Below are 19,082 nucleotides of genomic sequence, written 5' to 3' on the forward strand. Positions count from 1 at the left end.
CGCCCGGCCCCGCGTCAAGAGGAATGTGAATGTTTTTTACATCGCCCGGCAACGGCGCTGCTGCGCGCCGGGCGGCAGGGGCGGCCGGGCGCCACGCCCGGCCGGGTGCCTGTCAGGGCAGGAGCCGCTCTGCAAAACCTGCGAGGCGGGTGAGGGCTTCCTCGAACTGGTCGTCGGCGATGGTCAGTGCCACGCGGATATGGCCGGCCGAGGCGTCGCCGAAGCTCTCGCCCGGCATCACCGCGATCTTCTCCTCGTCGAGCAGCCGGTTGGCGAAGCCCTTGCCGTCGAGCCCGGTCGCGCGGATGTCGAGCATCACGTACATCGCGCCCGAGGAATGGATGACCCGGATCGCGTTCGCGCCCGCCAGCACCCGCAGCGCGATCTCGCGGCGGCGGCGGAAGGGCTCTGCGATCTTCGCCTCGAATGCGGGGCCCTGGTTCAGCGCGAAGAGCGCCGCGTCCTGAATGAAGGCCGGCACGCCGTAGGTGGTGGAGGTGGCGAGCATGGTGACGGCCTCGGCCACCGGCTCGGGCGCGACGACCCAGCCGAGGCGCGAGCCGGTCATCGCATGGCTCTTCGACATAGAGCCGATGACGATGGTGCGTTCCTCCATGCCCGGCAGGGCGCGGGGGGAGATGTGTTCGCCGGTCCAGACCTGGCTGTCATAGACCTCGTCGGAGATCAGCCAGAGGTCGGCCTGGGTCACCGCCCGTGCGATCCCTTCCAGCGTGGCGCGGTCATAGACCACGCCCGTCGGGTTGTTCGGGGTGTTGATGAGAAGCGTGCGCGCACCCTCGGCCCGGGCGAGGATGTCGGCCTCCTGCGGCAGGAAGTCCCGGTCCGAGGTGGTCGGCACGCGCCGCGACCGGGCGCCGGTGGCATGGATCGTGCCGGGGTAGGTGGCGTAGAACGGATCGCAATGCAGGCCCGTGCTGTCCGCGTCGAGCAGCGCCATGTGGCTGGCGAAAAGCGCCGCCTGGCCGCCGGCGGTGACGACGACGTTCTTCCAGCTTGTCGGCACGCCGGTGCGGGCCTCGGTGCGCGCGGCGATGGCCTCGCGCAGGTCGCGGTGGCCGGGGCCGAAGGCATAGCCGGTGTTGCCCGCGCGGGCAGAGGCGTTCATCGCCTCGAGGATCGCCGGATCGGTACGAATATCGTGCTCGCCGATGGTGAGGGGCAGGATCCGCTCGCCACGGGCCTGCATTTCCAGCGTGCGGTGGTAGATCTCCCAGCCGTCGGAGCCGTCGCCGGCGATATGGGAAATACGGTCCGCGATGCGCATGGGGGCCTCCTGTCGTTGCGCCGGGACGTGGCCAGAAATCGAGCGGGGATGCAAGGGGGTGAGGCGGATCAGGAAACGCTCCAGTGGAGCGTTTCCCCGCCGAACGCCCGGAGCGCAAGCGAAGGGCCGGCAGGGCGGATCAGGAAACGCTCCAGTGGAGCGTTTCCCCGCCGAACGCCCGGAGCGCAAGCGAAGGGCCGGCAGGGCGGATCAGGAAACGCTCCAGTGGAGCGTTTCCCCGCCGAACGCCCGGAGCGCAAGCGAAGGGCCGGCAGGGCGGATCAGGAAACGCTCCAGTGGAGCGTTTCCCCGCCGAACGCCCGGAGCGCAAGCGAAGGGCCGGCAGGGCGGATCAGGAAACGCTCCAGTGGAGCGTTTCCCCGCCGAACGCCCGGAGCGCAAGCGAAGGGCCGGCAGGGCGGATCAGGAAACGCTCCAGTGGAGCGTTTCCCCGCCGAACGCCCGGAGCGCAAGCGAAGGGCCGGCAGGGCGGATCAGGAAACGCTCCAGTGGAGCGTTTCCCCGCCGAACGCCCGAAGCGCACGCGAAGGGCCGGCAGGGCGCGCCCTGCCGACCGCCCGAAGCGTTCCAACCCCTCCCTGTCCCCCCGGGCCCGAAACAGCGGTGCGCAGCACCGCCGGGCCAGCGCCCGCCCGCCCGGACGGATGGGCGCTTCTGGCGCCGCACCGCCCCGGCAAGACCAAGGGGTTCCTTGCGCCATAAACGGACAGACCTCAGCCGCCGAGAGCGCCCACCCGCGGACGGGCGCTGGCCCTCTTCCGCCCCTATGGCGCCGCGTGCTCCTCCGCACTCTTCCCCGCCCGCGGCGCGCCATCCGGCCCCAGCTCCACCCGCCAGGCCTTCGGCGGGGCCACCCGGGCGCGGCGGCGCTCGATCTGCCAGGCACTCGCCTCGCGCCCATGCCGCGGCGCCATGTGCCAGCGGCTCTCCACCCCCGGCGCGCCGCCGTCGCCCGGGGTCAGCAGCAGCCCGACCGGCGCCTGCCGCCCCTCCGCGGCTCCGGTCTCCGCCGCCAGGTGCATCCGCCGCACCGCCACCAGCCCCGGCGGGCCGAAGAGATCCACCACCACCAGCGCCAGCAGCCCCGAGCGCAGGGCCTCCTCCGCCGTCCAGAGTAGGTCCTCCGCCCGCCGCGGCGCGACCTGGATCAGCCGTCCGGGGGCCAGCCGCCCCGGCATCTGCCCCGCGGGCGCGACCAGTTCCGCCAGCCCCGGGGGATAGGGCCGCTCTGCCATCCAGGCCGGGCGGATCCACATCACCTCCGCCGCCTTGGCACCTGCCGCCCCCTCCTCCACCGCCGCCCGTACCGCCAGGGCGGCCAGCGTCCGCCGCGCCGGGCCGCAGATCTCATGCACCCGCGCGCGTTCCAGCGCCACGCCGTCCAGCACCGGCAGCGCCGCGCGCACCCGGTCCCCCCGGCGGCTGAGCATGTGAGTCGTCATCCCCCAAGTCTAGGATGTTCGCTATATGTTCTCAATCCCGCCCTTGCTCCCGCCGCCCCCCGCGCTAGGGTCCGCCGGACTGAGAGAAGAGGACCCAATGAAGACCATCCCGCTCGGCCGCACCGGCCTCACCGTTTCCGAGCTCTGCCTCGGTACCATGACCTGGGGCAACCAGACCCCGGAAGCCGAGGCCCACGCCCAGATCGACCGGGCGCTCGACGCCGGCATCAGCTTCATCGACACGGCCGAGATGTATCCCGTCGCCCCGGTCACCCCCGAGACGGTGGGCCGGACCGAGGAGATCCTCGGCAACTGGATCGCGAAGACCGGGCGGCGCGATGCGTTCGTCCTCGCCACCAAGGTCTCCGGCAAGGGGCAGAGCGCGGTGCGCGGCGGCGCGCCCGCCTCCGGTGCCAGCATGACGGCGGCGGTCGAGGGCTCGCTGAAGCGGCTGAAGACCGACGTGATCGACATCTACCAGCTCCACGTCCCCAACCGCGCCGGCTACCACTTCCGCCGCAGCTGGGGCTACGACCCCTCGAGCCAGGACCGGGCCGAGACGGTCGCCCATATGACCGATATGCTGGAGACGGCCCAGAAGCTCATCGCCGCCGGCAAGATCCGCCATTTTGCGCTGTCGAACGAAACCACCTGGGGCACCGCCCTCTGGCTGCGGCTGGCCGAGGAGAACGGGCTTCCCCGTGTCGCCACGATCCAGAACGAGTATTCGCTGCTCTGCCGCATCGCCGATACCGACATGGCCGAACTCTGCCACAACGAGGCGCTGCCGATGCTCGGCTTCTCGCCGCTGGCGACGGGCCTTCTGACCGGCAAATACGCCGGCGACGTGACGCCCGAGACCTCGCGCCGCGCCCGCACGCCCGACCTCGGCGGCCGGATCACGCCGCGGGTGTGGGAGGCGGTCTCGGTCTATCTCGGCATCGCCACACGCCACGGGCTCGATCCGGCGCAGATGGCGCTGGCCTGGCTGAAGACCCGGCCCTTCCCGCTGGTCCCGATCCTCGGCGCCACGACACTCGAACAGCTGGAGACCGCACTGGGGGCCGCCGATCTCACCCTCGCCCCAGGGGTGCTGGAAGAGATCGAGACGGCCCACAAGGCCCATCCGATGCCCTATTGAGGGCGAGGGCGCGCCACCCCGCGCGCCCCGGCCCGAAACAGGGGTGCAGCCTGCCGGGGCTGCGCCCCTCCGCCAGGACGGACTGGCGCAGGCCCTCCGCACGGTTACCACTCCACCGGCAAGAGCCATCCCATCGCCTTCCGGATCGGCCGGAACGAGGCGACGGTGATGACCCTCGCGCTCGACAAACTCGGGACCGTGGTCAGCGACGACAGGTCGCCCGGCCCCCCGCGCATGACGCTTGAACGGCGCGGGGATTCGGGGTCGGATAGGAACGGGCCTGCACCCGACGCGCGCCACCGACCCGGACCGAGATGCCGATGATCCGCACCAGCCTTGCCGCCCTTCTCTGCCTCGTCCTTGCCGGCTGCATGGGCGAGGGGCCGCCGAAGCTCCCCCCCGTCGGCGCGGCCAGCGTCGCCGCCTCGAAATCGCGCTGCGAGGCGACGGGCGGGCGCTGGGCGGGCAAGCCCGGCGCCGGCATGCTCTGCTTCCGCACCCCGCCCGACGCCGGCAAGCTCTGCCGCCGCGCCTCCGACTGCACGTCGGGCTGCCTCGCGAAAAGCCGCACCTGCTCGCCGGTCACGCCCCTGATCGGCTGCCAGGACCTGCTCGACGAAAGCGGGCGCGTGGTGAAGCAATGCGTAAACTGAGCCTTGCGCTTCTGCTGGCGCTCGCCGCGTGCGCCCCGGGTTTCGGCCCGAATGCCGGCTACCGCGATACCCGCGTCGACATCTCGACCCGCGCGGTGCTGGAACCCGCCCGCCTCGCCGGAACCTGGCACGAGGTCGCGGGCTTCTACGACCCGGCCGCTTCCGGCTGCGCGCTGGGCCTGACGAAGGTGGAGCCCTTGCCGGCCGAGCGGCTGCGCCTGACGCTGGCCCCCTGCGCCGGGCTCGGCCCCCGCACCGTCATCGCCACGCGGGGCAGATACCCCGGCCGCTACAGCGTTCCCTTGCCGGGCCGCCTCGGCCAGCCCTGGTGGGTGCTCTGGGTCGACTGGGATTACCGGGTGATGGTGATCGGCACGCCCTCGGGCCGCTTCGGCGCGATCCTGAGCCGCAGCCCGCAGTTGCGCCACGATCTGTCGCTCGCCGCCCGCCAGATCCTCGACTTCAATGGATACGACCTGCACAGGCTCAGGGCGGAGACGCACTGACCCCGCTCTCCGGCCCGTCTCATAACGTCCGGCCTCCCCCTCAGGCCCGCCTCACTCCGGCAGCGCCTCGCGGAGCTCGGTCAGAAAGGCCGGCACGTCGCGCGACTCCACCGTCGCCTCGCGCACCAGCCCGTCGAACTGCTGGGTGAAGCGGTCGATCCGGTCGCGGTCGCGGAACGCCAGGTAATAGCGGCCGAGGTAGAGCACGGCGAGCAGCGGCCCGAAGATGGTGACGGGCGAGGAATAGACCCGCCGCGCGTCGTACAGGTGCAGCCTGAGCGCCGGGTAGAGCTGCGACAGAAGCCCGATCAGCCGGTCGAGCTGGCTGCGGCGCAGCGCCACCGGCAGCCCGTCGTAATAGCCGGTCCCAGCGGCGAAGCTCTCGATCTCGTGGCGGGGCAGGGCGATCTCGTAATCCGAGCGCGCGCCCCGCATCCAGGCCAGCCGGTCCTCCGAGGCGCCGATCGCCTGCTCCGCCGTCCGTCCCAGGTGGGGCGTGTATTCCCAGCGCAGCATCTCGTGGGTCTTGAGCATGTCGGGAAGGCTCGCCGGAACATGGCGGATCTTGTAGCCCGCCGCCTCCTGGTGCCAGGCGAAGATGCGTTCGTCGACCAGCGCGCGCGGCGCCTCGGTCAGCGAGAGCGAGGCCGCCATCAGGTCCGCAAGCTGCTCCGGCCGCTCGGTCAGCCCCAGAAGCCAGTCGGCCGAAACCCCCAGCGCTGCGGCGCATTCCGCCGCCACCTGCGCGTTCGGCAGCCGCGCCTCGCCCGTGGCCAGAAGCTGCGAGACGGTGGAGCGGTCGACGCCAACCGCGCGGGCCAGCGCGCTCTGGCTCATCGCGCGCTCCGCCAGCGCCCGGGCGAGGCGCTCGCGGAACAGCTCCGCTCGTCTGCGTTTGTCGAGTCTTTGCGGCATTTGTTCACTGAATACCACATGTGATGAAAAATGTTAATCAAATTCAGAATCCCCAACCCCCGGGGGCTTCGGTTAATTTCATCCTATGAAATTGAAATCAGAGACAAAAATGAGAACCGTCGTGAAGGCGGTGGTGTGGAATGCGCTCGGGCTCATCGTGATGAGCCTCGTCGGCCTCGTGGCCACCGGATCGGCGGCCGTCGGCGGCGCGATGGCGCTGATCAACACCGCGATCGGTTTCCTGTTCTATATCGGCTACGAGCGCCTCTGGGCCAATATCGGCTGGGGCCGCCATGGCTGACCGCTTCCGAAGCCGCAACGACGGCATCGAATGGCCCACGCTGTCGCTCCTCGTCGCGACCTACCTCGTCTGGGGCTTCGCTACGACCGCGCTCGCGCGCTGGGCGCCGCCGCTTGCCGTGCTCGTCGCCGCCGTGGCCATCGCGCAGTTCTCCTCGCTCCAGCACGAGATCCTGCACGGCCACCCGTTCCGCAACCGCCGCCTGAACGAGGCGTTGGTCTTCCCCGGCCTGACCGTCTGGGTGCCCTATATCCGGTTCCGCGACACCCACCTGGCGCATCACCACGACCCGATGCTGACCGATCCCTATGACGATCCGGAGACGAACTACCTCGACCCGGCGGTCTGGGCCCGGCTTTCGCGCCCGGTCCGCTACCTCTTGCGGCTGAACAACACGCTTCTGGGGCGAATGGTCCTGGGCCCCGTCATCGGCACCGTCGCCTTCGTGCGCGACGACTGGCGCAAGGCCCGCGCCGGCGACCGGGCGATCCGCGACGCCTGGCTCTGGCATGTCCCGAGCCTCGCCCTGGTCCTTGTCTGGCTCTGGACGGTGGGCTCGATGTCGCTCGGGGCCTACCTTCTGGCCTCCTATCTCGGCTACGCGCTGCTGAAGATCCGGACCTTTCTGGAACACCGCGCGCATGAAAAACCCCGCGCCCGGTCCGCCATCGTCGAGGATCGCGGGCCGCTGGCGCTGCTCTTTCTCAACATCAACCTGCACGCCGTCCACCACCAGCATCCGCAGGTCCCGTGGTACCGGCTTCCCGCCGCCTACCGCGCCGGGCGCGAGCGCTACCTGAAGCGCAACGAGGGGTACCGCTACGGCTCTTATGCCGAGGTCATCCGCGCCCATCTGCTGAAGCCGAAGGACCCGGTGCCGCACCCGCTTTACCGTCCCCGCTGATCGCCTCTCGACCCCCGCGCCCGGGCGTGCCAGAAGGCGCCCATGTCACTCTGGGTCATCGTCACGATCGCGGCTGCCGCGGTGCAGACCGTGCGGTTCTCCCTGCAGAAGGGGGTGAAGGGTCTCGGCCTGTCGACGGGGGGCTCCACCTTCTCGCGGTTTCTTTTCGCGGCCCCCCTCGCGGCGGCGGGCTCGGCGGCGCTGATCTGGGCCTCCGGCCAGCCGATGCCGGGGCTCGACGCGCGCTTCTGGGCCTTCGCGGTGGCCGGCGGCCTCAGCCAGATCATCGCCACGCTCTGCACCGTCGCGCTGTTTTCCGAGCGCAGCTTCGCCGTCGGCATAGCCTTCACCAAGACCGAGACGGTTCAGGTCGCGCTCGTCTCCGGCCTCGTGCTGGGCGACCACATCTCCGCCTTCGGCTTCGCGGCGATCCTGGTGGGGTTCATCGGGGTCCTCCTGCTCTCCGTCCCGCCGCGCTCGCTGGAGGGCAAGCGCGGCAGTATCTTCAACCGTGCGACGCTGTTGGGATTGCTCGCCGGGGCCTTCTTCGGCGCCTCCGCCATCGGCTACCGCGGCGCCACGCTGGAGATTGCCAGCGCCGATCCCCTGCTGCGCGCCGCGCTGGCGCTGGCCTGCGTGACGACCTTCCAGACCCTGGTGATGATCCCCTGGCTGTCCTGGCGCGAACCGGGAGAGGTGGCGCGCGTCGTGCGGAACTGGCGCGCCACGGCGCTGATCGGGCTGACGGGGATGCTGGGCTCGCTCGGCTGGTTCACCGCCTTCACGCTTGAGAACGCGGCCTATGTCCGCAGCGTCGGCCAGATCGACCTGATCTTCTCCTTCCTGATCTCGCTGCTGGTCTTTCACGAGAAGGTCCGGAAGGGAGAGCTTGCCGGCATCGCGCTCCTGGCCGCCGGGATCGTGATGATCATCTCGCAGAGCTGACCGCCGGTCCTATGGCCCTTCTCGGGGCGCGGACCGGCCTCAGGGGATCCGGCGGAAGACCGGGCTTGGCCCCGAATTGTCGAAGAACGGCACCGTCGCCTCGTGCGCGCCCGGGCCGAGCAGCGCCGCCACCTCGGCCAGCACCACCTCGGTGATGAAGGGCAGATCGAAGCTCCGCGCGCGGGGCAGGGGGACCCATTGCAGATGGGTCAGCTCCCCCGACGCGCGCGAGAAATCGTCAGGGTCCCCCGCGAGGGCCGAGGCCCCGGCCAGGAAGAAGCGCGCATCGAAGCGGCGCGGCCGCCCGGGCGGGGTGATCGCGCGGAAGACGAAGCTCAGGGCCTCGGCCGAGGGCAGCAGGCCCGCGGCGGCGAAGCTCTCCCAGTCGCGCGGCACGTCGCCGGGCCAGTCCCCGCGGCGGGCGAGCGCCAGCCCCGTCTCCTCCCAAAGCTCGCGGATCGCGGCGACGGCCAGCGCATGGGCCAGCGCCGGCCCGGCGCCGTCGAGAAGCCGCGAAGCGCTCGGGCCGGCGACGGGGGCGGCCAGCGCCACCCCGGCATCGCCCGGATCGACCGCGCCTCCGGGAAAGACGAATTTCGAGGGCATGAAGGCCGCGCCCGCACCGCGCAGACCCATCAGGACTTCTGGCCCCTCCGGCCCCGCCCGGTGAAGGATCACCGTCGCCGCGGCGCGGATCGGCGCCTCCGTGGCCGGGCCCGGGGCGGTGGGGGCACTCACGCCGCCTCCACCTCGCGCCTGCCGAAGCCGTGCATCCTCTTCGCCCATTGGATCGCCACCATGACCCCCTTCAGTCGCGGCAGAAGGTAAAGCGACAGCGCCACCGTGCCAACGGAGAAGATCGAGGCAAGGACCAGCGGATCCGGCCGGTACTCGATGAAGATGATCAGCAGAAGCGGCGCCATCAGGTGCCCGACGATCAGGATGGTCAGGTACGCTGGCCCGTCGTCGGCGCGCTGGTGGTGCAGTTCCTCGCCGCAGACCGGGCAGCTCTCGCGCACGGTCAGGTAGCCGCGCAGCAGCGGGCCGGAGCCGCAGGCCGGACAGCAGCGCCGCCAGCCCCGCAGCACGGCGGGCTTCACGGGGCGGTCTTCCTCTTCCAGAGACAGATCGGTCATCGTGGTCGCGCCTTTGCAGGATCCGCTTAACATAGCGCATGCAGGCGCCTGCCGCATCCCGGCGGCCTTGCGTCCCGATGTCGCGTGGCCTCCGGCGCTGATTTTCACGCCGGCGACGGAAGTTCCGGCCCCCTCCGTATGAAGGATGAGATCGCGGCGCGAGGCCGTGGTTCCTGAAAAGGAGAGAACAATGACTTTCAAGAGCAAGCTGGCCGCGCTCACCCTTGGCACCGCGCTGGTGACGAGCGTCGCGACGGTCGCGCTGGGGCAAGGCATGCGGGCTGGCGCGATGGGGGGTCCCCTGATGGGGCCGATGAGCAAGGCGACCTTCGCCAAGATCGACACCAACAGCGACAAGGTTCTGAGCCCGGCGGAGATCCGCGCCTACGTCGCCGGCCAGATCAAGGGCCTCGACGCCAACGGCGACGGGTTCCTCACCGCCGATGAGATCGCAGCGAAGATGTCGCAGCTCGACAAGGAGCGGATCACCGACTTCGCCACCCGCATCGCCGACCGGATCGGCAAGGACGGCAAGGTGAGCGTGGATGATCTGGCCAAGATGCCCCTGCCGATGGATCGGGTGATGGCCCGCATGCTGAAGGTCGGCGACGGCAAGGTCAGCCAGGCCACCTTCGAGGCGGTCGAGGTCATGGGCGGCTTCCAGTCCCACCATCACCGCGGCGAGCACCGGGACGGCAGGGGCGGCCGGATGGGCGATCACGGGCCGCAGGGCTGGATGGGCGACCATATGGGCCAGGGCTATGGCCGGATGGGCGCCCGCATGGACGGCCACGGCTGGATGGGCCACGACGGGCAGGGCTGGATGGCCCGGGGCGAACAGGGCCCGATGGGCCGGGACGGCCAGGGCTGGATGGGCCGCGGCGGCGCCGGTCACGACCGAATGGGCATGATGCGCGGCCGTCACCACGGCATGGGGGCGATGATGGGCGGCCTGCCCAAGTTCGCCGAGATCGACGCCAACCATGACGGCGTTATCACCGCCGACGAATACCAGGCCTACAAGCTGGCCCGTGTGAAGGCGATCGACACCAACGGCGACGGCTTCGTCACCCCGGCGGAATTCGCCGATTACGCGGTCGCGAAAATGCAGCCGCGCATCCAGCAGCGGGCCGACGCGCTGGTGAAGAAGCTGGACCTGAACGGCGACGGCAAGGTCTCGATCGAGGAGCTGGCCGCGGCGCCCTTCGACATGATGTTCGCCCACCTGCCGACCGACAAGAACGGCAACGTGACCGAGCAGGCCTTCCTGCACATGGGCGGCCCGGGCGGCTGGCACGGGCATGACGGCTGGCGCGGCCACCACCGCGGCGGCTGGGGCGGGGCGATGGTGCCGCCGCCGGCGGCCGGCGGGGATGCCCGGCAGGGCAACTGAGCCAATGGCCGCGCCCGGGGGCACGTGCCCCGGGCGCGGCCAATTGTAGGAGGTGTGATTTCGCGGTACCTGAGGCCGGATGACGATGCCCTACGATGCCCTGTCCGAGGTCTCCGACGACGCGCTGCTCGTGCTCTACGCGAACGGCGACGCGGAGGTCGCGCGGGCGCTGACGCTTCGGCTGACCCCGCGGGTGCTTCGCCTCGCGTCGCGGATGCTGGGCGATGCGGCCGAGGCAGAGGACGTCGCGCAGGAAGCGATGCTGCGGCTCTGGCGCATCGCGGCAGAGTGGCGGCAGGGCGAGGCGCAGGTCTCGACCTGGCTCTACCGGGTGGCCTCGAACCTCTGCACCGACAGGCTGCGGCGGCGCCGCACGGTCGATATCGAGGCGGTGCCGGAAATCGAGGACGGACAGGCGAGCGCGGTGGAGGGCATGATCGAGGCGGATCGCGTCTCGGCCCTGCAGCAGGCGCTCGACGGGCTGCCGGACCGGCAGCGGCAGGCAGTTGTATTGCGGCATATCGAGGGGCTCTCGAACCCCGAGATTGCCGAGGTGATGGACATCGGGGTCGAGGCGGTCGAAAGTCTGACCGCCCGGGGAAAACGGGCACTGGCGGCAGCCCTGGCCGGCCGGCGTGAGGATCTGGGGTATGGCGATGGCTGAGAACAAGGCTGAGTTCGACGATCTCGACGCCGTCTTCGCGGCGGCGCGGAAGACCGCGCCCGAACCGTCAGCGGCGCTTCTGGCGCGGATCGAGGCGGATGCGCTGCGCGTCGCGGCAGAGCGGCAGCCGGGGACCGGCGCTGCGCGGGGGCGGGCGACGCCCCCGGCCCGGCACCGGCGCGCCGGCATCTGGCAGGGCATCAGCGCCGCGCTCGGCGGGCGCGGGGCCGTGGCCGGGCTTCTGAGCGCCACGCTCGCCGGGCTCTGGCTCGGCTTCAGCCCGCCGCAGGGGCTCGCCACGCTCACGCAGAGCGTGACGCAAAGCGTGCTGGGCTCCTCCACCAGCCTCGACGGGCTGGACCTGATCCCCTCGATCGACACCGTGCTGACCACCCAGGGCTGAGAATGACCGACACGCAGACCACCCCCTCCGGCCCGACCCCAGACCGCAGCCCGCGCCGCTGGACGCGGATCCTGCTGATCGCATCGCTGGGCTTCAACCTGGTGATCCTCGGCCTCTTCGGCGGGCACGAGCTGTCGCGCGCCCTGCACGGTCCGCCGCCGGTGCGCGCGCTCGGCTTCGGGCCCTTCACCCAGGCGCTTTCGCCCGCGGACCGGCGGGCGCTGATGCGGGATTTCATGGTCCAGGCCAAGGGCTTCTCGGAGCAGCGCCGCCAGATGCGGTCGGATTTCCGCAGCCTGATCGAGGCGCTGAACGCCACGCCCTACGACCCGGCCCGCTTCGCCGCGCTGATGGCGCGGCAGAAGACCCGGACCGATGAATGGATGGCGCTGGGCCAGTCCCTTCTGGCCGAGCGTATCGCCGCCATGACCCCGGCCGAGCGCGCCGCCTTCGCCAAGCGGCTGGAGACCGAGGTCACCCGCCACCGCGAACATGAGCGCGAGCGCGAGCATCGCCGCCCGCCGCCGCCTCGGAACCCGCCCCAGAACCCGCCGGCCCAGCAGCCCCCGGCACAGCAACCCCCGGCTCAGGGCAACTGATCCGCGCGTCCGCCGCGCCCGGCTGATCTGGCGCGGCTGCCGGGCCGGGGTTCAGGCGGCGGTCATCTGGTGCACGGTGACCTGGTTGCGCCCGGCCGCCTTGGCCAGCAGCAGCGCCTGGTCGGCCTGGTCCAGCACCTCGCCCACCGGTCTTGCGCCGCCGCCGATGGCAAGCCCGATCGACAGCGTCACCGACGCTGTGCCGCCGGTGGGCAGGGGGACCGGCTGTTCCTCCACCACCCGGCAAAGCCGCTCGGCCACCGCCTGCGCCTCGGCGAGGCCGGTGTCGGGCAGGGCGACGAGGAACTCCTCGCCCCCCATCCGAGCCAGAAGGTCGACCGCGCGCATGTTGTCGGTCAGCCGCCGGGCCAGTTCCACCAGCACCGCGTCGCCGGCGCCGTGGCCCCAGCGGTCGTTCACCGTCTTGAAGCGGTCGAGGTCCAGCGCCATCACCGCGTAGCGGGCGCCGGTCTGGCCCGCACGCTCGGCGATGCGGGCGAGATGGGGCAGCATGTAGCGGCGGTTGTGCAGCCCCGTCAGCGGGTCGCGCACCGCCTGCCGCATGCCGTCGCGCAGCGAGGCGCGCAGCCGGTCGCCCAGCCGCTTGCGCCGCACCAGCGCGTCCAGCCTCAGCGCCAGCTCGCGCGGATCGAAGGGCGCCGTGACCACCTCCCCGGCGCCGAGGTCAAGCGCCATCGCGGCAAGCTCGGCCTGGCCTTCGGGCAGAACGATGCACATCGCGGCGTGGCGGGTGGCGGTGCGGCAGCGCAGGTCCGACATCAGCCGCAGCCCGTCGCCCGGCCGCGCCAGGTCGGCGGCCAGAACGAAGGCATCCGGCACCACCGCGCCGCAGAACACGGCCTCGGCCCGCCCCGGCACGGTGATCCGATGCGCCGAATGCGGTGCCAGCGCCGCCTGCCAGGCCCGTGCCGCCTCCGGCTCGGGGGCCACGACCGCGATCACCGCGCGGCGGCCGTCGAAGGCCGGCACCTCTTCGGCGAAGCCCAGCGCCCGGCCGGTGGTCTCGCGCAGGCTCAGCTCGGCCTCCGTCTCCCGCGCGCGCAGCAGGCTGCGCAGCCGCGCCAGCAGCAGCGGCTCGTCCACCGGGCGCGGCATGAAATCGTCGACCCCCGCCGCCAGCGCCCTGAGCCGCGCGCCCGGGTCGGGGTTGCCGGTCACCATCACCACAGGGATCATCCGCGTCGCCGGATCCGCGCGCAGCGGCCGGCAGACCGAGATTCCGTCGAGGTCGGGCAGGTCGAGGTCCAGCAATATCGCATCCGGCGCATGCTCCCGCGCCAGCCGCAGCCCGGCCGCGCCGCAGGCGGCCTCCATTACCCTGTAGCAGCAGGCCTGCAGCCGGGTCCGAAGCACGATCCGGCTGGTGGCCACATCGTCGATGATGAGGATTCGCCCCGACACCGATGGTCTCTCCTTCGCACCCGCCGCCCGTGCGGCCCAGCGGCCAGACCCGCGCTGGCGGATCGCGCCTGTTCAGTGCAGAGTGTCCGTGCCAAATGGTTAACAAAACCTTTCGAACGTCCCGCCGCGGAGGAAAAAAATCGTGATTGGCCCGGAGAAAGCCGAGGTGTTGGCGCTGCAGGCCCTGGCCTGGCTCGCCGGAAACGAAGAACTGCTGCCGGTGTTCCTCGGCACCACCGGCGCCGCGCCGGGCAACCTGCGCGAGGCCGCCTCGGACCCGTCCTTCCTCGCCGCCGTGCTGGATTTCCTGCTGCTGGACGATGCCTGGGTCTGCGCCTTCTGCGACAGCGCCGGGCTTGCCTATGACGCGCCGCTGTCCGCGCGCCAGCAGCTTCCGGGCGGCGCCGCGGTAAACTGGACCTGACGGCGCCCGCCGCGCCCCATCAGGACTGAACGCGCCCGATCAGAAATGAACGAGGTTGTGCGCCTCGCCCTGGCGCAGCTCGGCCAGAAGCTGCTGCAGCGCCTCCGGCCCCTGGCCTTCGAGCTTGGACAGGAAATGCCGCGCATTGTCCTCGGCCACCGGCACCGCACGGTCCAGAAGCGCCGCGCCCTCCGGCGTGACGGCCACGCGGGTGGTGCGCCGGTCACCCTCGCCGGCATGGCGGGCGACCCAGCCCTTCGCCTCCATATGCCGCAGCGCGCGCGAGGTCGCGGTGCGGTCGATGCCGATGAACTGGGCGATTTCCGAGGGCTGCGTCAGCCCCTCCACTTGCACGGCAAGCAGGACGCACCATGTCAGCCGGGTCAGCCCGTGCCGGCGCAGCCCCTCCTCGAGGCGCCGCTCCTGGATGCGCGAGGTCAGCGTGAGCTGATACATGATAGAGCTGTGAAGGCGGTAGGACATGGCCATCCCGGATGTGTCGGGCAAGTTCACCGCCCTGTCAATGCATCGGCCACTCCCTGCCGCGCGGCGGCGCAGCGGGGCGATCGCAACTTGCAAAGCCGCGCCGGCTCGGCGAAGTTGCGGCAAGGAGGACGCGCGATGATCACCGGTATCCTGTTCGACAAGGATGGCACGCTCTTCGATTTCCACCAGACCTGGAGCGGCTGGACGCGGGCCCTGCTGACCGATCTGGCAGAGGGCCAGCCGCTGCGCGCGGCCAGCCTCGCCACCGCGGTCGGCTACGACATGGAGACGGGGCATTTCGCGCCCGACAGCCCGGTGATCGCCCATACGCCGGAAGAGATCGCGCTGGCGCTCCTGCCGCAGCTGCCGGGCAAGAGCCTGGCCGCGCTGGTCTCGCAGATGAACACGCTCTCGGCCACCGCGCCCACGGTGCAGGCCGTGCCGCTGGTGCCGCTGATGGCGCGGCTGCGGCGCGAGGGGCTGAAGCTCGGCGTCGTCACCAATGATGCCGAGGGCGCGGCCCGCGCCCAGCTCGCCCAGATCGGGGCAGAGGACAGCTTCGACTATGTCGCGGGCTTCGACAGCGGCCATGGAGGCAAGCCCTCGCCGGGGATGCTCCTGGCCTTCGCCCGCGCCCACGGCCTCGACCCGGCCGGCATCGCCATGGTCGGCGACAGCCGGCACGACCTCGTCGCCGGCCGCGCCGCCGGCATGCGCTGCATCGGCGTGCTGACCGGCCCCGCGCGCGAGGAGGATCTCGCGCCCTTGGCCGAGGCCGTCCTGCCCGACATCGGCTATCTGCCCGGCTGGGTGGACGCCCAGCTGCGCGTCGAAAGCTGAGCTGCGGCCCAAAAACGACGCATCCCGTCGCGAATTGAAATCTCCGGCGCCCGCGCTGCTGGCACATCTCCTCAAAAGGGAGACTTGCGATGAATGAGGATGCGGGCCGGCGCCGCCGCGCCGGCGGCCATGCTGCCAACAAGAGCCGGGCCTCGCGATCGGTGATCGAGCAGATGCCCTGGCGCATCCCCGTGAACCCCGACCGCCCCGTCGAGCCGCTCGACGGCGAGGCGGTGGAGCGCGTCCACAAGACGGCGATGCGGATCCTGAGCGAGATCGGCATCGAGTTCCTCAACCCCGAGGCGGTCGAGATCCTCACCCGGGCCGGCTGCCGCGTCGAGGGCACCAACGTCCGGATGGACGAGGACTTCGTGATGGAGATGGTCGGCCACGCGCCCGACAGCTTCACCATCACGCCGCGCAACCCCGCCCATGCGGTGACGATCGGCGGGCGGCACATGGCCTTCGTCAACGTCTCCTCTCCGCCCAACGCCTGGGACATGGAGCGCGGCAAGCGCCCCGGCGATTTCGCCACCTTCCAGGAGTTCATGAAGCTCACGCAGTACTTCAACTGCATCCACGTGGCGGGCGGCTACCCGGTGGAGCCGATCGACATCCACCCCTCCATCCGCCACCTCGACTGCGTCGCCGAGAAGCTGATCACCACCGACAAGGTCGTCCACGCCTACTCGCTCGGCCGCGAGCGGGTCGAGGACGTGATGGAGATGACCCGCCTCGCCGCCGGCCTCAGCCACGAGGAATTCGACGCGGCGCCCCGGATGTACACCAACATCAACTCTGTTTCGCCGCTGAAGCACGACTTCCCGATGCTTGACGGCGCGATGCGGCTGGCCCGCCGCGGCCAGCCGGTGATCGTGACGCCCTTCACGCTCGCGGGCGCGATGGCGCCGGTGACGATGTCGGGGGCCGTGGCGCTGAGCCTGGCCGAGGGGCTGGCCGCGATCGCGCTCCTGCAATACATCAATCCCGGCTGCCCCGTGGGCATCGGCACCTTCACCTCGAACGTCGACATGAAATCCGGCGCCCCCGCCTTCGGCACGCCGGAATACATGCGCGCCACGCAGATGACCGGCCAGCTCGCCCGCAAGTACAAGCTGCCGCTCCGCTCCTCCGGCGTCTGCGCCGCCAACGTGCCCGACGGGCAGGCGATGTGGGAGACCTGCAACTCGCTCTGGGCGGCCGTGCAATCGGGGACGAACCTCGTCTACCACGCCGCCGGCTGGCTCGAGGGCGGGCTGATCGCGTCCCCCGAGAAATTCGTGATGGACTGCGAAGTGCTGCAGATGATCCAGCGCTATTTCGAAGAGGCGACCTGGGCCACGGGCGAGGACGACCTCGCCTTCGAGGCGGTCAAGGAGGTCGGCGCCAACGGCCATTACTTCGGCTGCCAGCACACGCAGGAGCGCTATACCGACGCCTTCTACGCCCCCTTCGTCTCCGACTGGCGCAACTTCGAGGCCTGGAGCCTCGACGGCGCGGTCTGGACCCCGGAGCGGGCGCACCGGATCTACAAGGCGATCCTGAACGATTTCACCCCGCCGCCGATGGACGAGGGCCACAAGGAGGCGCTTCTGGACTTCGTCGCCCGCCGCAAGACCGAAGGCGGCGCGCCCACCGACTTCTGAGCGGCCCACCCACCCCGCGCAGAGGAGGGCATCGCCCGCCCCTCCGGGCGGTCGGGCGCTGCCCGGCGGCCCTTCGTGCCGCGCATCGGGCGGGGGCATTGCCCGCCAATGCCCGCCCACTCCTCTGGCGCCGCCCGGGCGGGGAGGGTAGGCTGGGCCCGAGGCAGGAGGCGCAGGGTATGTGGTTCGGTCAGGCATTCCGGGCGCGGGTCGGACTCGCGCTCATCGGCACGGCGGCGGGGCTTGCGGCCTGGGCGCTGGTGCGGAACATGGCGCTCGCCGCCAGCGCGCCGCAGACCTTCCTCTTCACCGCCGCCTTCGCCGCGACCTTCTTCTCCGCCGCGCTGATGATCATCGGCCCGCTGCGCCTGCGCCGCGCGCTGCCCTCGGCGCTTGCCCTCGCGCTGATCCTCGCCGCGCTCTTCACCTGGGCGAGCCTGCGTTTCGACAGCCTCGCGGCCTATCTCTCCACGCCCGAGCGCCTCATGGCGGCGGCGCTCCTCTTCGTGCTGCCGCTGCCCTATATCATCGCCGCCAACGGCCCCGGCTGGCGGCATTACCCGACGCTCTTCGCCCAGGCCTGGAGCCTTCTGATCCGCGCGCTGGGCGCTTGGGTCTTCGTCGGCGCGCTCTGGCTTCTCTTGTTCCTGTCGAACACGCTGCTGCAGCTCGTCGGCGTCCGCGCCATCGCGCGGCTGCTGGAGGTCGACGGCGCCGCCTGGGCGGTGACCGGCGCGATGTTCGGCCTCGGCCTCGCCGTGGTGAACGAGGTGGTGGACTACGTCTCCCCCTTCCTCACGCTGCGCTTCCTCCGGATGCTGATGCCGGTCGCGCTCGCCGTCTCGCTCACCTTCCTGGCCGCGCTGCCGCTGCATGGGCTGTCGAGCTTCTTCGGCGGAATCTCCTCGGCCCAGACGCTGTTGGCCATGGCCATCGGATGCGCCACGCTGGTCTCCGCCGCGCTTGCCGAAAGCGACGAGGACGTGGCGCCGGGGCGGCTTCTCCGCCGAACGACCCAGGGCCTTGCGCTGGTGCTGCCGGTGCTGGCGGGGCTGGGGGCGTCGGCCGTCTGGATCCGCGTCGCGCAATATGGCTGGACCCCGCCGCGCCTCGCCTCGGCACTGATCGCCGCGATCATGCTGGGCTACGGCGGGATCTACGCCCTCGCCGTGCTGCGCGGCGCCGGATGGGCCGCCCGCATCCGCGCCGGCAACGCGGTCATGGCCGTCCTCGTCATCGCCGTTCTCGCGCTCACCTTCACGCCGGCGCTGAACGCCGAACGGATCTCGGCGCAAAGCCAGCTTTCGCGCTACCTCGCCGGCAAGAGCAGCCTGGCCGAACTCGACGTCGCCGCACTGCGCGACCGCTGGGGCCGGCCCGGCGCCGCGGCGCTTGCCCGGCTCACGGCAGAGGCGCAGAAGCCCGGTCAGGCCGCGCTCAAGGCCCGGCTCGCCGCGGCGGCCCAGCCCGGCGCGGACGATCGCGACGCCGCTCGCAAGGCGCTCGCGGCCGAGCTTCGCCGCGCCCTGCCGCTGCGCCCCGAGGCGAAGCCCGGCAGCCGTCAGCCGCTGCTTGCGGCGATGCTCGCCCGCGCCAGCACGGCGGATCTGAGGGAATGGCTGCAGGCCTGCCGCCACCCGCTGCCCGACGGCAAGCCCGGCTGCGTCCTGCTCTCCGGCGCGTTCCTGCCCGATGCCGCCGGCAGCCAGGCGCTGTTCCTCTACCGCACCCAGACCGGCGTGCTGCGGGCCGAGGGTGTGGTTCTCGATCCCGACGGATCGCTCACCCGCGCCCCGGCGATGGACCTGGCCAATCCCGTCGGCCCCGCCGCCGACCCCGGCGCCGTGATCGCCGCCGCGCTCGACGGCACCGCGCGCCTTGCCCCGGCGCCGATCAACGCGCTGACGCTCTCCGGTCACCGCATCGTCATCTTGCCCGGAGGCCGATAAGCCAATT

The 19,082-nt window shown here is 71.3% G+C and carries 21 protein-coding genes; 14 read left to right on the top strand and 7 right to left on the bottom strand.

Annotation, left to right across the window (positions count from 1 at the left end; all coding sequences use genetic code 11):
• Positions 1-112: 112 nt before the first annotated feature.
• Positions 113-1,285, bottom strand: a complete 1,173-nt coding sequence (locus tag EIP85_RS02485; protein ID WP_127900570.1) for a pyridoxal phosphate-dependent aminotransferase — start codon at positions 1,283-1,285, stop codon at positions 113-115.
• A gap of 785 nt (positions 1,286-2,070) precedes the next feature.
• Positions 2,071-2,748 carry an ImuA family protein gene (locus tag EIP85_RS02490; protein WP_127900571.1) on the bottom strand — a complete coding sequence of 226 codons (678 nt, stop codon included), beginning with the start codon at positions 2,746-2,748 and terminating at the stop codon, positions 2,071-2,073.
• 97 nt (positions 2,749-2,845) lie between these two features.
• Between EIP85_RS02490 and EIP85_RS02495 the strand changes: the two genes are divergently transcribed.
• From EIP85_RS02495 to EIP85_RS02505, 3 genes are all read left to right on the top strand, one after another.
• Positions 2,846-3,889: an aldo/keto reductase gene (locus EIP85_RS02495; RefSeq protein WP_127900572.1), complete on the top strand. Its 1,044-nt coding sequence runs from the start codon at positions 2,846-2,848 to the stop codon at positions 3,887-3,889.
• A gap of 320 nt (positions 3,890-4,209) precedes the next feature.
• Positions 4,210-4,542 carry a hypothetical protein gene (locus EIP85_RS02500; RefSeq protein ID WP_127900573.1) on the top strand — a complete coding sequence of 111 codons (333 nt, stop codon included), beginning with the start codon at positions 4,210-4,212 and terminating at the stop codon, positions 4,540-4,542.
• A complete protein-coding gene (locus EIP85_RS02505; RefSeq protein ID WP_127900574.1) occupies positions 4,530-5,048 on the top strand; it encodes a lipocalin family protein in 519 nt (172 codons plus the stop codon). The genes EIP85_RS02500 and EIP85_RS02505 overlap by 13 nt, the downstream gene beginning before the upstream one ends.
• Before the next feature lie 51 nt (positions 5,049-5,099).
• Here EIP85_RS02505 and EIP85_RS02510 read toward each other — a convergent pair whose 3' ends face one another.
• Positions 5,100-5,963: a helix-turn-helix transcriptional regulator gene (locus EIP85_RS02510; RefSeq protein WP_127900575.1), complete on the bottom strand. Its 864-nt coding sequence runs from the start codon at positions 5,961-5,963 to the stop codon at positions 5,100-5,102.
• Between the two features lie 109 nt (positions 5,964-6,072).
• On the opposite strand from EIP85_RS02510, the gene EIP85_RS02515 reads away from it, so the two are divergent.
• From EIP85_RS02515 to EIP85_RS02525, 3 genes are read left to right on the top strand one after another with little or no spacing between them, the layout of a single operon-like run.
• Positions 6,073-6,264 (top strand): DUF2061 domain-containing protein, encoded by a 192-nt coding sequence (locus EIP85_RS02515; protein ID WP_241559867.1) that lies wholly within the window; start codon positions 6,073-6,075, stop codon positions 6,262-6,264.
• The gene (locus EIP85_RS02520) at positions 6,257-7,168 is read left to right on the top strand and encodes a fatty acid desaturase (RefSeq protein WP_127900577.1); all 912 of its coding nucleotides are present in this window, start codon (positions 6,257-6,259) and stop codon (positions 7,166-7,168) included. The genes EIP85_RS02515 and EIP85_RS02520 overlap by 8 nt, the downstream gene beginning before the upstream one ends.
• Before the next feature lie 42 nt (positions 7,169-7,210).
• Positions 7,211-8,113: a DMT family transporter gene (locus tag EIP85_RS02525; protein ID WP_127900578.1), complete on the top strand. Its 903-nt coding sequence runs from the start codon at positions 7,211-7,213 to the stop codon at positions 8,111-8,113.
• A gap of 39 nt (positions 8,114-8,152) precedes the next feature.
• Here EIP85_RS02525 and EIP85_RS02530 read toward each other — a convergent pair whose 3' ends face one another.
• Together EIP85_RS02530 and EIP85_RS02535 are read right to left on the bottom strand one after the other, a co-directional pair.
• Positions 8,153-8,851, bottom strand: coding sequence for an NUDIX hydrolase (locus tag EIP85_RS02530; protein WP_127900579.1), 699 nt, complete (start codon positions 8,849-8,851; stop codon positions 8,153-8,155).
• Complete coding sequence (locus EIP85_RS02535) at positions 8,848-9,249, bottom strand: DUF983 domain-containing protein (RefSeq protein WP_127900580.1); 402 nt, start codon at positions 9,247-9,249, stop codon at positions 8,848-8,850. Before EIP85_RS02535 ends, EIP85_RS02530 begins: the two co-directional genes overlap by 4 nt.
• Before the next feature lie 190 nt (positions 9,250-9,439).
• On the opposite strand from EIP85_RS02535, the gene EIP85_RS02540 reads away from it, so the two are divergent.
• From EIP85_RS02540 to EIP85_RS02555, 4 genes are all read left to right on the top strand, one after another.
• Entirely contained in the window at positions 9,440-10,642 is a 1,203-nt protein-coding gene (locus EIP85_RS02540; protein WP_164871623.1) for an EF-hand domain-containing protein, read from the top strand.
• Positions 10,643-10,721: 79 nt separating this feature from the next.
• A complete protein-coding gene (locus EIP85_RS02545) occupies positions 10,722-11,306 on the top strand; it encodes an RNA polymerase sigma factor (protein WP_127900582.1) in 585 nt (194 codons plus the stop codon).
• On the top strand, positions 11,299-11,709 hold the full coding sequence (locus EIP85_RS02550) for a dihydroorotate dehydrogenase (RefSeq protein WP_127900583.1): 411 nt from the start codon (positions 11,299-11,301) through the stop codon (positions 11,707-11,709). The genes EIP85_RS02545 and EIP85_RS02550 overlap by 8 nt, the downstream gene beginning before the upstream one ends.
• A gap of 2 nt (positions 11,710-11,711) precedes the next feature.
• On the top strand, positions 11,712-12,308 hold the full coding sequence (locus tag EIP85_RS02555; RefSeq protein WP_127900584.1) for a periplasmic heavy metal sensor: 597 nt from the start codon (positions 11,712-11,714) through the stop codon (positions 12,306-12,308).
• Between the two features lie 51 nt (positions 12,309-12,359).
• Here EIP85_RS02555 and EIP85_RS02560 read toward each other — a convergent pair whose 3' ends face one another.
• The gene (locus tag EIP85_RS02560; protein ID WP_127900585.1) at positions 12,360-13,730 is read right to left on the bottom strand and encodes a diguanylate cyclase domain-containing protein; all 1,371 of its coding nucleotides are present in this window, start codon (positions 13,728-13,730) and stop codon (positions 12,360-12,362) included.
• A gap of 139 nt (positions 13,731-13,869) precedes the next feature.
• Between EIP85_RS02560 and EIP85_RS02565 the strand changes: the two genes are divergently transcribed.
• The gene (locus EIP85_RS02565; protein WP_127900586.1) at positions 13,870-14,154 is read left to right on the top strand and encodes a DUF3572 domain-containing protein; all 285 of its coding nucleotides are present in this window, start codon (positions 13,870-13,872) and stop codon (positions 14,152-14,154) included.
• 39 nt (positions 14,155-14,193) lie between these two features.
• On the opposite strand, the gene EIP85_RS02570 is transcribed toward EIP85_RS02565, so the two are convergent.
• Positions 14,194-14,661, bottom strand: a complete 468-nt coding sequence (locus EIP85_RS02570) for a MarR family winged helix-turn-helix transcriptional regulator (protein WP_241559868.1) — start codon at positions 14,659-14,661, stop codon at positions 14,194-14,196.
• 114 nt (positions 14,662-14,775) lie between these two features.
• Between EIP85_RS02570 and EIP85_RS02575 the strand changes: the two genes are divergently transcribed.
• The 3 genes from EIP85_RS02575 to EIP85_RS02585 all read left to right on the top strand — a co-directional run bounded on the left by EIP85_RS02575 (position 14,776) and on the right by EIP85_RS02585 (position 19,075).
• Complete coding sequence (locus EIP85_RS02575; protein ID WP_127900587.1) at positions 14,776-15,480, top strand: HAD family hydrolase; 705 nt, start codon at positions 14,776-14,778, stop codon at positions 15,478-15,480.
• An 89-nt stretch (positions 15,481-15,569) separates the two neighbouring features.
• Positions 15,570-17,126 carry a trimethylamine methyltransferase family protein gene (locus tag EIP85_RS02580; protein ID WP_127900588.1) on the top strand — a complete coding sequence of 519 codons (1,557 nt, stop codon included), beginning with the start codon at positions 15,570-15,572 and terminating at the stop codon, positions 17,124-17,126.
• A gap of 179 nt (positions 17,127-17,305) precedes the next feature.
• Positions 17,306-19,075: a DUF4153 domain-containing protein gene (locus EIP85_RS02585; protein WP_127900589.1), complete on the top strand. Its 1,770-nt coding sequence runs from the start codon at positions 17,306-17,308 to the stop codon at positions 19,073-19,075.
• The last annotated feature ends 7 nt before the right edge of the window (positions 19,076-19,082 follow it).

It is taken from the genome of Solirhodobacter olei (assembly GCF_004010155.1).
Classification (GTDB): Bacteria; Pseudomonadota; Alphaproteobacteria; order Rhodobacterales; family Rhodobacteraceae; genus Solirhodobacter; species Solirhodobacter olei.

What these genes read in the sequence shown, in the direction of transcription:
- EIP85_RS02485 (WP_127900570.1), bottom strand. Translation starts at nt 1,285, where the DNA reads ATGCGCATCGCGGACCGTATTTCCCATATCGCCGGCGACGGCTCCGAC.
- EIP85_RS02550 (WP_127900583.1), top strand. Translation starts at nt 11,299, where the DNA reads ATGGCTGAGAACAAGGCTGAGTTCGACGATCTCGACGCCGTCTTCGCG.
- EIP85_RS02555 (WP_127900584.1), top strand. Translation starts at nt 11,712, where the DNA reads ATGACCGACACGCAGACCACCCCCTCCGGCCCGACCCCAGACCGCAGC.
- EIP85_RS02580 (WP_127900588.1), top strand. Translation starts at nt 15,570, where the DNA reads ATGAATGAGGATGCGGGCCGGCGCCGCCGCGCCGGCGGCCATGCTGCC.
- EIP85_RS02505 (WP_127900574.1), top strand. Translation starts at nt 4,530, where the DNA reads ATGCGTAAACTGAGCCTTGCGCTTCTGCTGGCGCTCGCCGCGTGCGCC.
- EIP85_RS02515 (WP_241559867.1), top strand. Translation starts at nt 6,073, where the DNA reads ATGAGAACCGTCGTGAAGGCGGTGGTGTGGAATGCGCTCGGGCTCATC.
- EIP85_RS02540 (WP_164871623.1), top strand. Translation starts at nt 9,440, where the DNA reads ATGACTTTCAAGAGCAAGCTGGCCGCGCTCACCCTTGGCACCGCGCTG.
- EIP85_RS02585 (WP_127900589.1), top strand. Translation starts at nt 17,306, where the DNA reads ATGTGGTTCGGTCAGGCATTCCGGGCGCGGGTCGGACTCGCGCTCATC.
- EIP85_RS02520 (WP_127900577.1), top strand. Translation starts at nt 6,257, where the DNA reads ATGGCTGACCGCTTCCGAAGCCGCAACGACGGCATCGAATGGCCCACG.
- EIP85_RS02500 (WP_127900573.1), top strand. Translation starts at nt 4,210, where the DNA reads ATGATCCGCACCAGCCTTGCCGCCCTTCTCTGCCTCGTCCTTGCCGGC.
- EIP85_RS02525 (WP_127900578.1), top strand. Translation starts at nt 7,211, where the DNA reads ATGTCACTCTGGGTCATCGTCACGATCGCGGCTGCCGCGGTGCAGACC.
- EIP85_RS02535 (WP_127900580.1), bottom strand. Translation starts at nt 9,249, where the DNA reads ATGACCGATCTGTCTCTGGAAGAGGAAGACCGCCCCGTGAAGCCCGCC.
- EIP85_RS02545 (WP_127900582.1), top strand. Translation starts at nt 10,722, where the DNA reads ATGACGATGCCCTACGATGCCCTGTCCGAGGTCTCCGACGACGCGCTG.
- EIP85_RS02575 (WP_127900587.1), top strand. Translation starts at nt 14,776, where the DNA reads ATGATCACCGGTATCCTGTTCGACAAGGATGGCACGCTCTTCGATTTC.
- EIP85_RS02490 (WP_127900571.1), bottom strand. Translation starts at nt 2,748, where the DNA reads ATGACGACTCACATGCTCAGCCGCCGGGGGGACCGGGTGCGCGCGGCG.
- EIP85_RS02495 (WP_127900572.1), top strand. Translation starts at nt 2,846, where the DNA reads ATGAAGACCATCCCGCTCGGCCGCACCGGCCTCACCGTTTCCGAGCTC.
- EIP85_RS02510 (WP_127900575.1), bottom strand. Translation starts at nt 5,963, where the DNA reads ATGCCGCAAAGACTCGACAAACGCAGACGAGCGGAGCTGTTCCGCGAG.